The sequence below is a fragment of the Levilactobacillus yiduensis genome (assembly GCF_024718525.1).
GTDB classification, from domain to species: domain Bacteria; phylum Bacillota; class Bacilli; order Lactobacillales; family Lactobacillaceae; genus Levilactobacillus; species Levilactobacillus yiduensis.
Genome location: NZ_JAMXAZ010000021.1, coordinates 32938 through 47906, shown reverse-complemented (window position 1 = coordinate 47906; position 14969 = coordinate 32938). Strand labels below are relative to the sequence as shown.

At 52.9% G+C, this 14969-nt stretch carries 11 protein-coding genes and 1 pseudogene; 9 read left to right on the top strand and 3 right to left on the bottom strand.

The window, feature by feature from the left end; genetic code table 11:
* Window positions 1-272: 272 nt before the first annotated feature.
* The 3 genes and pseudogenes from NGM66_RS11095 to NGM66_RS11085 all read right to left on the bottom strand — a co-directional run bounded on the left by NGM66_RS11095 (window position 273) and on the right by NGM66_RS11085 (window position 6162).
* Window positions 273-1184 carry a proline-specific peptidase family protein gene (locus tag NGM66_RS11095; RefSeq protein ID WP_208909091.1) on the bottom strand — a complete coding sequence of 304 codons (912 nt, stop codon included), beginning with the start codon at window positions 1182-1184 and terminating at the stop codon, window positions 273-275.
* Between the two features lie 776 nt (window positions 1185-1960).
* Window positions 1961-4402, bottom strand: coding sequence for a Xaa-Pro dipeptidyl-peptidase (locus tag NGM66_RS11090; protein ID WP_208909092.1), 2442 nt, complete (start codon window positions 4400-4402; stop codon window positions 1961-1963).
* Window positions 4403-4766: 364 nt separating this feature from the next.
* Window positions 4767-6162, bottom strand: a pseudogene (locus NGM66_RS11085) (amino acid permease).
* A 786-nt stretch (window positions 6163-6948) separates the two neighbouring features.
* Here NGM66_RS11085 and NGM66_RS11080 point away from each other — a divergent pair.
* From NGM66_RS11080 to NGM66_RS11040, 9 genes are all read left to right on the top strand, one after another.
* Complete coding sequence (locus tag NGM66_RS11080) at window positions 6949-7371, top strand: bis(5'-nucleosyl)-tetraphosphatase (protein ID WP_208909094.1); 423 nt, start codon at window positions 6949-6951, stop codon at window positions 7369-7371.
* Window positions 7361-7921 (top strand): nucleoside/nucleotide kinase family protein, encoded by a 561-nt coding sequence (locus NGM66_RS11075; protein ID WP_208909095.1) that lies wholly within the window; start codon window positions 7361-7363, stop codon window positions 7919-7921. The genes NGM66_RS11080 and NGM66_RS11075 overlap by 11 nt, the downstream gene beginning before the upstream one ends.
* A gap of 671 nt (window positions 7922-8592) precedes the next feature.
* Window positions 8593-9051: a Fur family transcriptional regulator gene (locus NGM66_RS11070; RefSeq protein WP_208909096.1), complete on the top strand. Its 459-nt coding sequence runs from the start codon at window positions 8593-8595 to the stop codon at window positions 9049-9051.
* Window positions 9052-9125: 74 nt separating this feature from the next.
* The gene (locus tag NGM66_RS11065; protein WP_208909097.1) at window positions 9126-9653 is read left to right on the top strand and encodes a hypothetical protein; all 528 of its coding nucleotides are present in this window, start codon (window positions 9126-9128) and stop codon (window positions 9651-9653) included.
* A gap of 20 nt (window positions 9654-9673) precedes the next feature.
* A complete protein-coding gene (locus NGM66_RS11060; protein ID WP_208909098.1) occupies window positions 9674-10609 on the top strand; it encodes a DUF6681 family protein in 936 nt (311 codons plus the stop codon).
* An 864-nt stretch (window positions 10610-11473) separates the two neighbouring features.
* Window positions 11474-12214 (top strand): amino acid ABC transporter ATP-binding protein, encoded by a 741-nt coding sequence (locus tag NGM66_RS11055; RefSeq protein WP_208909099.1) that lies wholly within the window; start codon window positions 11474-11476, stop codon window positions 12212-12214.
* A gap of 21 nt (window positions 12215-12235) precedes the next feature.
* Window positions 12236-13072, top strand: a complete 837-nt coding sequence (locus tag NGM66_RS11050; RefSeq protein ID WP_208909100.1) for a transporter substrate-binding domain-containing protein — start codon at window positions 12236-12238, stop codon at window positions 13070-13072.
* Complete coding sequence (locus tag NGM66_RS11045) at window positions 13069-13707, top strand: amino acid ABC transporter permease (RefSeq protein WP_208909101.1); 639 nt, start codon at window positions 13069-13071, stop codon at window positions 13705-13707. Before NGM66_RS11050 ends, NGM66_RS11045 begins: the two co-directional genes overlap by 4 nt.
* A gap of 18 nt (window positions 13708-13725) precedes the next feature.
* Window positions 13726-14382, top strand: coding sequence for an amino acid ABC transporter permease (locus NGM66_RS11040; RefSeq protein WP_208909102.1), 657 nt, complete (start codon window positions 13726-13728; stop codon window positions 14380-14382).
* The last annotated feature ends 587 nt before the right edge of the window (window positions 14383-14969 follow it).

Sequence of the window (14969 nt, the reverse complement as noted above, 5' to 3'; positions counted from 1 at the left end):
GGCCCGTCCTCAAAAAACGAGGACGGGCCATCTCTTTTTAAATTATATTTCAATACGGTCAGTTATTAGGTGCTTACCACCAGCTAGCGTTAATTGAATCTAGTGTCACCGACAAGCACCAATATACCAGAGTCAGCCGGCGTTTAGCGTTACCAGCCGAGTCGGAAGTGGCCATGGTCCCGAGAATGGGTGAAGCTAGGCCCAGATTATCAGTCACAAAAAGGCCTTCGCCAATTCCCAGTGGGGTGGCGAAGGCCTTAGTCGTTTAAAGATTAAGCGTTAAAATTATCGTTTTCCACGTCGCGGATGAAGGTTGCCAAGTGATCGTAGTAAACTGGCGCGTTGTCGATCATGTGGTGGTGACCACCTTCTGGCGTTGTGACGAAGCGGGAGTGTGGAATCAACTCAGCCATCTTCTTACCAGTTGCCAGTGGCATGGTTTCGTGTTCCCCAAAGGTCAACAGGGTTGGCACCTTGATGTCCTTCAGATGATCACGGAAATTCCATTCGGCCAGCTTGCCCTTGATGACGAATTCGTTGTCACCTTGGAAGGCACCATAAACGTCGGTTGCCATGGTGCTGATCAAATGAGAAATGGCAGCGGGCTTCTTCCGGTCCACATAGCCATCGTTTAAGATGTCCACGTAGCTTTGATAGGTCGGATCGTCATAGTTGCCGTTAGCTTCGATCTTCTTCATGTAAGCCACTTGGTCAGCGGACAGTGCCGTTTCCCGAATGTGGTTGATGCTTTCAACGTATTCGTCGATGTTATCAACCATGGAAGAAATGATTGCTCCCTTCAAATGTTGGCCGAATTTCGCAGCGTACATTTGAACCAAAGCGCCACCCCAAGATTGGCCAATCAGGTAGAACTTGTCGATGCCCAGCTTTTGCCGAACTTCTTCAACTTCATTCAAGAAATAGTCGTAAGTCAAATATTTCTTGGCGATTTCTGGGTCGCTATAGTCGGGCTGATCGGAGTACCAAGACCCCAGTTGGTCGTACATGTGAACCTGAACATTCAGGCCTTGTGCGGCGAGTTGCTTGGCGGTGTCTTCCCAGTATTCGTGGTTGCCACCAGGGCCACCGTGCAGTGCGAGCAGGTGGATGTCACCAGTGCCTTGGGTGTTGGTCCAAAGGTGGTAGCCGTTGTCTAAGGTGATGATCGTGGTACCTTGTTTCATGAAAAATTCCCCCGTTTCTAATGAGTTATTAATAGTTTATCACTGTTAGCCACATTTCTAAACACTTAACCTTTGACTAGTCAGAGATTCGTGTGACGTGGTGGTAGCTGTGTCGCCTGCGGCTGCCGAGAGTTCCACCTGCTATGGGGAACGCCTACAGCCAAAAAGCGGGCTTCCGGCTCGCTTTGAAGCCTTGCCTAAATCGCAAGTCTCCAAAGTCGTCCCACGCTGTAGGCTGAGAAAAGACCCCAGCCAACACCGTCGACACAGCTGGCTCCACTCTCGGCCTCCTCCGGCTAAGATTGCGTGGCATATCAGCGGTTGTATTAATTGGTTAATAGCGGTTGGTGGTGTCTTGGAACAGAACTAGCCAGTTGTGCTGACATGAACTATCAGAGTCGATAGTGGAGAGAAAGCCAGGCTCAGCGCGATTGTGTTTGGCCACTACCTTTAGGGTGTATGGGCACCTTTGAGGGAATACCACATTAGCCCCAGTTGCTAATGAATCGGTAGCTACCGAGACTTAACCTGGATGCCGTTGAGCAACCATTCCGTAGCCGAGAGTTCGTCAAATATGGGTTCAGCCGTGGGAGTTACCTAAGCGGCATGGTTCATGCCGTTTAGGTAACTGGCGTCTTTGAGACGTGAACTTCGGCTCAAAGGTGAGGTGTCGAGACCGCATTTTGGCTCGACCCGTCCGCCCACCGCGTTCCGACCCATAGTTGACGAACGGTAGGCGGCCAGCACACACCCCGTTCGTCAAGTACCAACCACAGTTACTCTGCCAAGTAAGGCAGGTGCAAGGCGGAGTTGCCGAGCTGGATGGAGTATTGCAGGTCCTGGTTACCACGGACGGTCATGCCAAAGTCGGTGGCGTAGATGACCAGCCCCAACTGGTGCCCGGCCAATAACCGGTAGTGCGTTGGCTGCAGGGTCACGCTCAGGTCGTAGAACTCGTTAGGCTTCAACGCATCGACGTGATAAGCGTTGGTCCGGTTTTGCAGGTTACGGTGGCCCTTGGTGATCATCTTAAATGGTGTGGTTGCGGCCGGCTGAAATTCACGCAGGTCGTCTTCACGCCAACGGTAGCCTTCGTCGAGGGCCTTGCGTGCCAGGATGGTTGGCGAGACGCCCAAGCGTTTGGCCTCCCCGTAATCCACGATTTGAAAACTCAGCATCCCCACGGGCTGGTTGACGGCCACGCGCAGGTCGATGACCGGTTTGCCGTCCAACAACAGGTCGTCGGTCAGGACCGCGGACTTGAAAATCAAGCGGTGATTGAACATGTCGTTGTGCTTGTCACCCAACAGGTCTTGTTGCCAAGCAGCAATGTGGTGGGTGTAGTGGTTGTACTGTTCAACTGGCAGTTGATCGTTGAAGCTCGTGGCGTATGGCAACGGCTCGTGCGTCTGCTGGTCGACCAGTTCGTCGTGCTGCAGGTTGAAACTGCGCGTTGGATTGGTCGGCGCATCCCAGTCGGGGTAGGCGTTCCAGGTTTCCGGTTGCACATTGTCTTGGATGATCACATTTGGCAACAGCGTTTCGGCTTGATTGTCGACGCCTAGCAGCTCGTGGGTCAGCCACAGGTTAACGATGTCGGTGTAGTCGATCGACCGAAAGGCGTTGATGTAAATGTGTTGGCCTTGGTGCAAGATCAGCTTCTTGGCGACGGGCAAGTCACGCACGGCGTTCCAAAGATTATTGACGTTGCGTGGCTTGACGTTCCAGTCATTGAGGCCGTGAACCAGCAACAGGTCAGCTTTGATATTCTTGGCGTTCTTCAAATAGTTGCGCGCGTCCCAGAAACGGTTGTAGTTCCCGGTGACCCGGTCTTGGTCATGGGTGATGGCGGCGAGGTCAGCCTGCCATTTGGCCTGGATGCGGTGATAGTCACCGGCTTGGCGTTGCCGGCTAAACGTTTCCTCGGCCAGCACGTCGGCGTCTTCACCAGGGAAGCCACCGGGGGCAATGACCAGGCCACCGTCACGGTAGTAATCGTACCAGTTGGAAATGGCGGCTTCGGAAATGACTGTCTTGAGACCGGCGACACCAGTGGTTGCGGCGGCCGTGGCCAACGTGCCCAAATAAGAGCGGCCGGTCATGGCAACGGCGTGATTGCTCCACCAAGCGGGGATGGCCTGGGTGGCGGCGCGGCTGGTGAAGGCCGTGCGGTTGCCAGCGAGCCATTCGATGATGGCAATCGTCGAGGTTGTTTCCTCGGGATCACCAGTGGCCCGGACGCCATCGGAATCCAGCGTACCGATACCAGCGGCGTAAACGACGGCAAAGCCGCGGGCTAAGAAGTAGTCATTGAGCGTGTAGGATTGCTCACGGGCAAAGGTCTGCTCGGCATCCTTGGTCGTCGCCGTGACGGGCCGAGGAGCGGGCACCGGTGTGGTATCGGGTTGCGCGGTTACGTCGGCTAAAGTCGCGTCATTGGGCTGTTTAGGCTGTAGTGGCACGTTGACCTTGTGCATCATCTGGTCGCCGGCCTCATCGTTGGTGCCCTGGTTGTAGGGACTGGCGGTGTAGAGGACGGGAACTTGCAACCCCGCTTCCGTTTCAGCGGGGCGGATGATCTCAGCCTTCAATAGGTCGCGTTGGCCGTCATGGTCGGTGTCCTGTGGGCTTTCGACGTACACGACTTCGCGAATCAAGCGGGTCGTATCAAAGACAGCTTGGGACTTGCCGTTGAAGATCAACGGTTTTTCGACGTTAGGGTCGTGAACGAGGGGGTCGAAGTAGCCGTGAGTGGTCAATTGGTCTAAGAAGGTCTGGCCGTTCTTCGAGTGGGTCGTCAACAGCTGGTACCAAGCCTGTTTCAGCTCGGCGACGGTGAAATCAGCACCAGCGTGGTCGGCTACCGGCAATTGGATCTTGGCCATGGCTGCCAGTGGGTCGGCTAAGGTGAAGTCGAGGTCCACGGCAAACCCAAGTCGTTGTAACGCCAGGTTATAAAAGACCGTGACCGGAACGTTGTTGTGGCTATTTAAGAAGTCCCAGCCATCAGTATCTGGCGTGGCCATCAGGTTGGCCAGTTGTTGGTGAATGACGTCTGGCGTTTTGAATTCCGGCCAGCTCCGGTCGTAGAAGTCTTGTAGCAGCAGACTAGGGGTACTCAGGTCAGCATTTTTCTCATCTAAAAAGTGAATCCGTTGAAGTTCGTCAAGGGCCTGGGCGGGTGCCGTGGGCCGAATGGCAAATTGTTGGTTACGCATAAAACTTCGCCTACCTTATCAATTTTTTTAAATCAACGTTTCTTGGAAAAACAGGGTGTCGATGGGTGACGTGGTGTGGGGCTGGGCGCCTCCGTTCGTCAAATATGGGGTGGAACGCGGTGGGCGGACCGGTCGAGCCAAAAAGCGGTCTCGGCCTCGCTTTGAGCCAGAACCCCGCTGTCTCAAAGACGCCAGTTCCCTAAGCGGCAAAAACCACCGTTAAGGGAACTCCCACAGCTGAACCCATATTTGACGAACTGCGGCTGTAGTGGTAGTTGTCAGTAACGATTGTTTGAGGCAAAACGCTGTTACTATTGTTATGGTCGACAATCATCAATCAGCTCTGCCAGTCGTTACCTAGAACCTAGGATTGGTCGTTGAGCCGGCTGTGACGGAGACCGTAGCCGAAGTAGATCACCAGGCCCAATGCGAACCAGATGGACGAGGCGATCCACGTTTCAGCTGGCAGTTGCAGCATCATGTAGAAGCACAGCAGGCCGGACACAATCGGCAAGTATGGATACAGCGGTACTTGGAAGCCGGTGTTGTGGGGCAAGTCCGGCAGGTGACGCAACCGGAGAATCCCAAATGAGACGAACAGGAAGGCCACCAACGTCCCAATGTTGACCAGGTTAGTCAGTTGTGCCAGGGGGACAAAGCCGCCCAGCAGAGCGATGACCACGGTGATGACGGCCAGACTGTGCTTGGGCGTTCCCGTTTGCGCGTCGATCTTACCCAAGAACTTGGGCAACAGACCGTCACGCCCGACGGAATAAATCAGCCGCGAGGAACTGTAGATCATGGTGACCATCATGGTAAACATGCCGGCCAACGCCCCCAGGGAGATGATGCCGGACGTCCAGTTTTGGTGGACCAGCGTCAGGGCAAACGAGACGGGGTCCGCCACGTTTAGCTTGGTGTAGTGCACCATCCCGGTCAAGACGATGGCGACCAGCATGTACAGCACCGTCGCCACGATGAGCGTGCCGATGATCCCGATAGGCATGTTCTTCTTGGGGTTCTTCACCTCAGCGGCGGACGCGGAGACCACGTCGAACCCGAGGTAAGCGAAGAACACGGTTGAGGCGCCCCGCAGAATCCCCTTGGACCCGAACGGTGCGAACGGTTGCCAGTTGCTGGGCCGCACGTAGAAAATGCCGACCGCCACAAAGAGAATAATAATGGCAATTTTCACGATGACGATGGCATTGTTGATACGCATGGATTCGCGCATCCCGCGGTTCAGCAGCCAGCTGATGAAGAAGACCACCAGAATGGCAATCAGGTTGCCATAGGTGCCGTGCGCAGGGTCATAGGGGCCGGTTGATGGCATTGGGCAAGTTGAGCCCGAACCCGGCTAGAAATGATTTGAAATAGGCGCCGAACGCATTGGCCACGGCCGCAACGGCCAGGACGTATTCCAAGATCAACGCCCAACCGAGAATCCAGCCAATGATTTCGCCGAAGACCAGGTTACCGTAGGAATAGGCTGAGCCAGCGACGGGAAGGACGGAGGCAAATTCGGCATAGCACATAGCCGCGGTGGAACAGACGATGGCGGCTATCAGAAAGGATAAGACGATGCCGGGACCACTGTACTGCGCAGCGATGGTGCCGGGTAAAATGAAGATCCCGGTCCCAATGACGGCCCCAATCCCTAACGACATCAAGTCCTTGGCCGTCATTGTTTTGGCAAAGTGTTGGTCACTTCGCAAGTAGTTATCTAAGCGTTCGCGACGAAATATACGCGCAAGTCCCATAAAAAGCCTCCTAATATAATAGATGAAACACGATGGTGCAATGTTATTGGTGCTGGTCGCCTACCGTTACGCGAAACTCTAGGCTGGAACGCTGGGGGAGGACGGGGTGAGCCAAAGGGCGGTCTCACCCCTTGCTTTGAGCCGGAAATTCACCGTCTCAAAGTCACCAATTTAGCAGCGAAGAACGCTCCTAAATTCCCCGGCTGAGCCTAGATTTCGCTTCACTCACGGCTGAGAGGGTGGATTATTGGTGGTCTCCCCCATAATATCGGTTAGCAACTGGCGTGAATAGCGTAGTGATGTAAGGTTGACCGGCTTAATGATCATACCAACGTTACTGATTTTCGCTAACGTAGCCGATAGTTCGCTAAATATGAGCTCAGCCGTGGGAGTTTCCTTAGCGGCGGAATCGCCGGTTAGAAAACTGGCGTCTTTGAGACGTGTTCTTCGGCTCAAAGGCGAGGCGTCGAGACCGCTTTTTGGCTCGACCCGTCCGCCCACCGCGTTCCGGCTCATATTTAGTGAACGGCAAGGCGGCAAGACAACCGGCAAGTGACGCAGCAACCCCATATACTGATAATACACATTGTGCCCGCAGGTTTCAGCAGTTTCGGCGGTTTTTCCCGCGAAATGATGATGTTGCAGATAGTGTACCCTAAGATTAAATTAAAAGTCAATGAGAGTTCCGGGCAGTTTTCGGAAAAAGGTGCGCAAATTCTCCCCGTTGGCGGGCGTTTCGATTTAGAATAGAAGGAGTTTAGTTTTACGCCGAGGAGGAAACACAACATGATTACCGAAAAAGCTAGCGGAGCGGTCGTTTACCGGTTGGTCGACGGTCAGATCCAATATCTACTATTAAAGAGTGCGACTAGTCATTTCTGGGGATTCCCCAAGGGCCATGTCGAGGGCGACGAAAGTGACATCGCCACGGCAGTTCGTGAGATTCGCGAAGAGACCAGTTTAGTGGTCGCCATCAATCCAGAATTTCACGCCGACCTGAATTACGATATGGCCAATGGGCACCACAAGCACGTGGTCCTGTACACCGCGTTGGTTCCCGCGGACAGTCAGATTACGCGTCAAGTCGAAGAGATCAGTGACTTTGGCTGGTTCGACTACGCCACGGCCAAAGATACGTTAAGCTACGAGAATTTGAAAGGCTTGTTGGTTCAAGCCAATACCTATTTGGAGGATCAGCATGACGCCTAAAGTATTAGTGATCACCGGGGCAACCGGGACGGGCAAGACTACGGTGCAAAGATACCTGGTCAATCACTATCCGGTCACCAAGGTCATCACCCACACCACGCGGCCCCCACGCCAAGGAGAAGTCGATGGCGTGGACTACTATTTTGAAACGCCGGCAAGCTTTCCCAAGAACCATTACCTGGAATCGGTCGTGTACGCGGGGTATCATTACGGCTCGTCCAAGGAAGGGTTGGCGCGTGGCTTTGAACGGGCACCCTTTGACGCCATCGTGTTAGATAGTGCGGGGGCCGTCACCTACGCCAAGGAGCTGGGCGATCAGGCCGTGATCATCTTTCTCACCGTCAGTCAGCCGGATAAATTGGCCCATCGGTTGAGCAAACGGGGCGATGACGAACACATGATGGCCCAGCGCTTGGCCAGTGCCGAGTATCGGCGTGACTTGACCATGCCACTGGCATTACGGGGCAAGGCCATTCAGCTGAACAATGATGATTGGCAACAAACGCAGCTCAAGTTAGACGACCTCATGACACGGCTCCAACGGGATTGAGGCATTGTATAGTTGAGTTTCGCAGTAAGTATGATAAACTAACAGGGAATTCGGCAACGTAGAGCTTGCTGGCCGCCTACCGTTTAAGCTAGATGTAGCTGGCATTATCTGAGTGCTGCTGCAGGTTGAAGTGATTAAATGCCTCCGTCAGCCAGCAGTTCCGCCTGCTATGGGGAACGCCTTCAGCCTGGGAAGCGGTCTTCCGGCTCGCTTGAAAGGCTGACAAGGACCGTCAGTCTTTCAAGGCGTCCCACCCAGTAACCTGGCAAGAAACGCCAGCTAACTGGGTCGACACAGCTGGCTGCACTGCTGGCTGACTCCGGCGGATTGCTACTTATCAGTGATTGTATGTTAGTCCAAAACCAATGGTAAAATCAGTTGGTACTAAGGGTTAAGCGCGTTGTCGATTAGCAATCACCCTGTAGCCGAGAGTCCGCCAAATATGGGTTCAGCCGTGGGAGTTCCCTTAGCGGCGTTCCTTGCCGGTTAGGGAACTGGCGTCTTTGAGACGTGTTCTTCGGCTCAAAGACGAGGTGGTGAGACCGCCCTTTGGCTCACCCCGTCCGCCCACCGCGTTCCGACCCATATTTGGCGGACGGTAGGCGGCCAGTTCCATCCAATTTTTATGAAATATCGTTTGACTAAAAAATAACACAAGGAGGCCACCCATCATGGCAGAATCTTTAAGCACCGCCGTGGCGATTTTAAAGAAGAATAAGTTAAAGATGACAAAGCAGCGGCACGCACTACTAGAGTTTTTGCTGACGAACCAGGCCCATTACACCGATGTGGTGACCGTCGACGCATACATGCGCACGGAATTCCCGGGGATGAGCCACAACACGGTTTACCGGAATCTAAAGGAATTCGAGGAAGTCGGTATCGTCGAGCAGAACACGGAACAAGAAAGGGCGCGGGTCAAGTACCAGTGTGACCTGCACCACCAACACCATCATCATTTTGTCTGCCAAAATTGTGGCAAGGTGATCGAACTGCAAATGTGCCCGATGGATTTCTTCACGGATCAACTGCCGGGTTGTGAAATTGCGGGCCACAGCTTTGAACTTTACGGCTTGTGTGCCGAGTGCAAAGCGGCCGGTGTTCAGGAACAAGACTTAGTGAAAAATTAAGAGAAATTTGACAGATTTTTGAGTTTCCTATGCGACAATGAGTTTAATTAGGTAAACGGAAGGAGGAATGACGCATGGGGTATCGCACACCGCCCTTGATTACGCCATTCGCAATTGTGTCGATGGCACTGGCTCTCGGAGCAACTAACGTGGTGACGAACACCGTCACGAAGACCAACGAAGGGGCTTCACGGGTCTCAAATACGAGCTCGTCGTTAGTCAGCAGCTTCTCGAGCGATTCGAAGAAGGCTAGTGACGATAGCAAGAAGAAGGATTCCGATTCGTCCAAGAGTAGCTCCGATAGCAGTAGTGATGAGTCTTCAGATAGTTCATCCACGGATACAGAAAGTTCTTCAGCGAAGAAGACCTCGTCGACGGAATCCAGCGCCGCTAATACGACAGGGACCACTGGGAGTACCGGCACAACTGGCACCACCACGTCTAAGAAAAAGAAGACCTCATCTAGCGCCGTCAGTTCATCGGCGACGACGAATGATGACACAACGACCGACAACAGTACGGCTGATACGGCTAATGACACCACGGACACGACCGATAATGGTGCTAGCACGTACAGCCACACGACTGACACGAATCAATAACGAAGGAAGGGGGACCGACAATGTTAAGCTTTCTTGACATGGTCAACCACTATTTAGGGTACATCAACGTCAACGCAAAAATTAAGAACCGCATCTACGTCATCATTGGCGCTTTGGGGGACCTTTACCTGTTCTACATCGGGTTTCGGTATCTCCAAAATGGCCACCCATTCTGGGGCTTATTGATTCTGTTAGTTGCACTGATTCTGCTATATTTTGTTTATTTGAACACGGTGTATTACTTCACGGAGAAAAAGGCACCATTTGACATTTCACCCAAGATTGAAAAGTTACTGCACATTAAGCCCAAGGAAGCAGAAGAGGGCAACCAGCCAGTCGCACGTGGCGGCCGCAACATTCCGGCCAATGGGTATTTCGACGAAAAGAAAATATTACCCGGGAAATTAACCGCCAGTGACAGCGACGCCCGTAACGTGCAAAACTTGGCGACGCGTCTACAACAAAACCAGTTGCTCCAACTGGATTACTCTGGGTTAGGCGACCGGGAAATCATGGAACAGACGCGCAAGACGGGTAAACCCGTCTACGCCTCGGGGCCCGCGGTCTTGATTCCTTACTTCGAGATGCAAACGGAGGGCCAGCAACTGGTCGTTTATGCCGGCATCAACCAGGCTGAAAAGCAACGTGTCGGCGTGGTCAGCACGGTTGGCTTGCAAAATGTCGCCGACGTCCGTGACCAGTTTGAGTTGTATCTGGCCAACGCCACGCTGGTCGGTGGCCCATTCAAAGTCCTGGGCCGCACGTCGTTGATCGAACAACCCAACGACTTCCAGGTCGCGGTGCAGTTGGCTTACAAGCACCATGATGACCGACCGGCGGCGGAGCGCTACGCCAATCGTGGTACCACAACCACCGGTACCAGTCGCCAGGCCCGCTACGACACCACGTCAACCAGTGATGAACCAATGACGCGTACCTCGCGCTACCATCACTAAGATTAGTGGATTTACGATTGCCTGCGTCACTGGTGAAGATGCCTGACATCTTCAGTTCGCTAACTATGCGGTGCGGAGTCGTATCAACTAGCTTTAAATTCAAAATCATTGCGTCGGCCCGTTACTGGGGTCGGCTTTTTTTATTGGGATGACAAAGAGTTTCTAGAACAAATACAGGTGTACGTGGTTCTAACTGATGTCGTGAGAAGGGGCGTGAAAGTCGCAATTATCGTCGGATTGGGTTAGCGACTGACACCAATCGTTGCGGACAACCATCACCGTAACCGGGAGTTCGCCAAATATGGGTTCAGCCGTGGGAGTTCCCTAAGTGGCACGATTCTTGCCGCTTAGGGAACTGGCGTCTTTGAGACGCGATTTTTGGCTCAAAGCCGAGGCGTCGAGACCGACCTTAGGCTCGACCCGTCCGCCCACCGCGTTCCGACCTATATTTGGCGGACGGAAGGCGGCCAGTTCGTACCATGTAGCGAATCCCGACAATGTCTGTACCACCCTCTACTCTTACTAACGAAATCCAACCGTCTTTTGTCACCCCAATTTGACAAATCATGGCAAAAATCGTTTTACCAGTTGAAATGGTTGTGGTCATGAAGAATGGGAGACGACCAAGTCGACGCGGATCACTGCTGATGAAAAATTTTTCAGGACGAGTAGACCCGTGGTACACCTAATCTTTGACCCCTAAAACGTTCCGTAGGAGTGGCCAACCCAAGGATGTTTATTTTGACCGGGTAATTTTTTTGGTTTAAACTTTACTTTAGACACTTTAAAATCCAGTCTCAAGGGATTGGATGGGGCGCTAGTCGCCGCAAGCACGGCAAAAAATCACTAGTGGAGGGAATACTTATGTCAATGATTGAATTTCACAACGTGGAAAAGTATTACGGCGATTTCCACGCGCTGCACAATATTAATTTAACGATCGATGCCGGAGAAACTGTTGTCTTGATCGGGCCTTCTGGTTCCGGGAAGTCGACCCTGATTCGGACCGTCAATGGGCTGGAACAGATTCGTCACGGCCAACTGATCGTTAACGGCCAAGACCTGGCCAACCCGAAGACGGATATGAACCGGATCCGGAAGAACGTGGGGATGGTGTTCCAACACTTTAATCTCTATGCCAACAAGACGATTTTGGAAAACGTCATGCTGGCACCGCGGATCGTGTTGCACCGGGGTGAAGAAGAAAACAAGAAGGTCGCTATGGAAATGCTGGACCGCGTTGGTTTGGCAGATCAAGCACCGAAGATGCCATCACAACTCTCCGGGGGGCAACAACAACGGATCGCCATTGCGCGTTCGCTGGCGATGAAGCCTAAGTGCCTCTTGTTTGACGAACCAACCAGTGCCTTGGATCCTGAAATGATCGATGATGTGTTGAACGTTATGAAGACCATTGCCCGGGACTCCAGTATGACGTCGTTGATTGTGACCCACGAAATGGGCTTTGCGCGTGAAGTGGCCAACCGGGTTATCTTCATGGCGGACGGTCGTATTTTGGAAGACGATTCCAAGGAAAAGTTCTTCGACGGCGAACCAAGCAACGAACGGGCACGACAATTCTTAAGCAAGATTTTGACACACTAATCACAGGGAGGTATGCTCACGATGAAAAAATTAATTCGCAGTTTGGGCCTGCTACTCTCCCTGGTTGCCTTGACGGTGATTATCAGTGCGTGTGGCAGCAAGCCGCTGTCAGAACGGAACGTGTATCAGACTGACAAACAATCCAAGACAATTACTTGGGGGGTCAAAGCGGATACCCGATTATTTGGGCTGCTAGACACCAAGGATGGGAAGATCAAAGGCTTTGAAGTCGACCTCGCCACGGCACTGACGAAGCAAATGCTGGGGAAGAACGCCAAGGCCAAGTTCATTCAGGTCACGAGTTCGACGCGGATGCCGATGCTGAAAAATGGGAACATCGACGCCATTATTGCGACTATGACCAACACGCCAGAACGCCGCAAGCAAGTCGCATTTTCCAACACCTACTTCTACGCCGGCCAGTCATTGCTGGTCAAGCGTGGCAGTAGCATTAAGAACGTTAAGGATTTGAACAAGCAAAAGGGGACGGTCCTCGGGGTCGTTGGTTCTGACTCTGTGGAAAACGTGGCCAAGGTGGCGCCTAAGGCCAAGGTCTTACAATTGACCGACTACGCGCAAGCCATGACGGCATTGAAATCTGGTCAAGGCCAAGCGCTGACGACCGATAACGGGATCCTGTACGGGATGTCTGTCCAAAACCCGGGTTATGAAGTGACCGGGGGGACGTTCGTTTCCGAACCTTATGGGATCGCGATGGACAAGAACCAGACGCCGTTTAGAAACGCAACCAATAAGGCTTTAACTGAGTTGCGGGCAAACGGGACCTACGACAAGCTCTTACACAAGTGGTTCCACAACGTGAAGGGCTTTGACTACAAGGAGGCGGCTAAAGAATGATTCATATCTTTTCAGACTACGGTGGCACCCTGTTGTATGGGCTTGGCCAAACGCTGCTTTGTAGCTTACTCGCATTAATTTTCAGCTTAATTTTAGGAACGTTCTTTGCTCTATTAGAAGAATCACCAAGCAAGTTTGCGCGCGGGGTTGCCCGGGTCTACATTGAAATTTTCCGGAACATCCCATTGCTGGTCATCACCATGTTCTTCTACGTGGTCTTCCCGCTGTACGTCATCAAGATGAACGGGTTCACGGCCGGGACGATTGGGTTGACGCTCTACACCTCAGCCTTTATCGCTGAAACGGTGCGGGCTGGGATTCAGTCCGTTGACCCTGGGCAAATGGAAGGGGCCCGTTCCAACGGGTTATCCTTCTGGCAAGCGATGCGTTACATCATCTTGCCTCAGGCCTTTCGGTACGTGATTCCGCCACTGGGTAACCAGTTCGTGAACCTGGTCAAGAACTCTTCAACGCTGGCCTTCGTGGGTGGTTTTGATTTGATGTACCAAGGCAACGTCATCGCATCAAGTTCGCTGGAAACCATTGCGGCGTACTCGGCGGTCGGGGTCTTGTACTTGGTCATCACCATGCCGATCAGTTACTACATGCGCTACTTGGAAAAGCGGTTAGCTTAAAGGGGAGGGGACTAAATTATGTTACAAAACTTTATTGATGCCTACTCCCCAGATAACTTACGCTACCTGTTCGGTGGGCTCGGCATTACGATTTTAGTATCGATTGTGTCCATCATTGGGAGTTTCATTATTGGCTCGATTCTCGGGGTCATTCGGTACGTGAAGATTAAATACGTATCGGCTATTGTGGGTCTGGTGATCGATATCATCCGGAACCTGCCACTGATTTTAATTCTGTTCTTTACTTACTTCGGATTGCCTAACCTGGGGGTCAAACCAGAAATCATTCCGGCAGCGATTCTTGCCATGACGATTTTCGAATCGACCATGCTGGCAGAAATCGTGCGGTCCGGGATTCAAGCGGTCGACCCCGGCCAGATGGAAGGGGCCCGCGCCAACGGGCTGACTTACTGGCAAGGTCTGTGGTACATCGTGTTGCCTCAAGCCATGGTCAAGATGATTCCGGCGATCGTTAGCCAATTCATCTCACTGGTCAAGGACACGTCACTGGCAACGATCATTCTCTTGCCAGAAATGTTGTACCGGTCACAGATTATTTATGGGCAAAACACCAACTATATTATTCCAATGTTCGTGGCGATTGCCTTGATGTACTTCGTCGTCTGCTACTGCTTGTCCGTGCTCGCCCGTTACCTGGAAAAGCGCCAAGCCTAGCGCAACTTAACACGATTTCAAACGCCCAACCAGCCTGGTCTAAACCAGAGTGGTTGGGCGTTTTTTGGCAACATGGAGTTTAGATGTCCGCCTCACCACAACATTGATCATGCCAGTTGCCTGCGGCTGCCAGGGGTTCCGCCTGCTATGGGGGACGGCTCCAGCCAAAGAGCGGGCTTCCACCTCGCTTGAGAGCCTCGCCAGAACCGCGAGTCTCCCAAGTCGCCCCACGCTGTAGGCTGAGACAAAACCTCAGCCAACACCGTCGACACAGCTGGCTCCACCCCTGGCCTCCTCCGGCACGATAGTGGATTCAGTCAACAGTGCGGGACAATCCAGTTTGTATTAATCGTCAGCGCCTGGCGATACTGGCCCGTGGTCCGGCCAAGCAATCGCGTTACTTACATGTTGCTTCAACGTATTGCCAGCTGTCAGCGTACGCACCGACTGGTAGTTGCCACCAACCACTACTGTAGCCGAGAGTTCGCTAAATATGAGCTCAGCCGTGGGAGTTCCCTTAGCGGTGGGCTTGGCCGGTTAGGGAACTGGCGTCTTTGAGACGTGGGTTGCGGCTCAAAGGCGAGGCG

Excerpts from the sequence above, each read along its gene's own strand:
- NGM66_RS11050 (WP_208909100.1), top strand. The coding sequence starts at position 12,236 with ATGAAAAAATTAATTCGCAGTTTGGGCCTGCTACTCTCCCTGGTTGCC.
- NGM66_RS11040 (WP_208909102.1), top strand. The coding sequence starts at position 13,726 with ATGTTACAAAACTTTATTGATGCCTACTCCCCAGATAACTTACGCTAC.
- NGM66_RS11075 (WP_208909095.1), top strand. The coding sequence starts at position 7,361 with ATGACGCCTAAAGTATTAGTGATCACCGGGGCAACCGGGACGGGCAAG.
- NGM66_RS11090 (WP_208909092.1), bottom strand. The coding sequence starts at position 4,402 with ATGCGTAACCAACAATTTGCCATTCGGCCCACGGCACCCGCCCAGGCC.
- NGM66_RS11070 (WP_208909096.1), top strand. The coding sequence starts at position 8,593 with ATGGCAGAATCTTTAAGCACCGCCGTGGCGATTTTAAAGAAGAATAAG.
- NGM66_RS11080 (WP_208909094.1), top strand. The coding sequence starts at position 6,949 with ATGATTACCGAAAAAGCTAGCGGAGCGGTCGTTTACCGGTTGGTCGAC.
- NGM66_RS11045 (WP_208909101.1), top strand. The coding sequence starts at position 13,069 with ATGATTCATATCTTTTCAGACTACGGTGGCACCCTGTTGTATGGGCTT.
- NGM66_RS11065 (WP_208909097.1), top strand. The coding sequence starts at position 9,126 with ATGGGGTATCGCACACCGCCCTTGATTACGCCATTCGCAATTGTGTCG.
- NGM66_RS11060 (WP_208909098.1), top strand. The coding sequence starts at position 9,674 with ATGTTAAGCTTTCTTGACATGGTCAACCACTATTTAGGGTACATCAAC.
- NGM66_RS11095 (WP_208909091.1), bottom strand. The coding sequence starts at position 1,184 with ATGAAACAAGGTACCACGATCATCACCTTAGACAACGGCTACCACCTT.
- NGM66_RS11055 (WP_208909099.1), top strand. The coding sequence starts at position 11,474 with ATGTCAATGATTGAATTTCACAACGTGGAAAAGTATTACGGCGATTTC.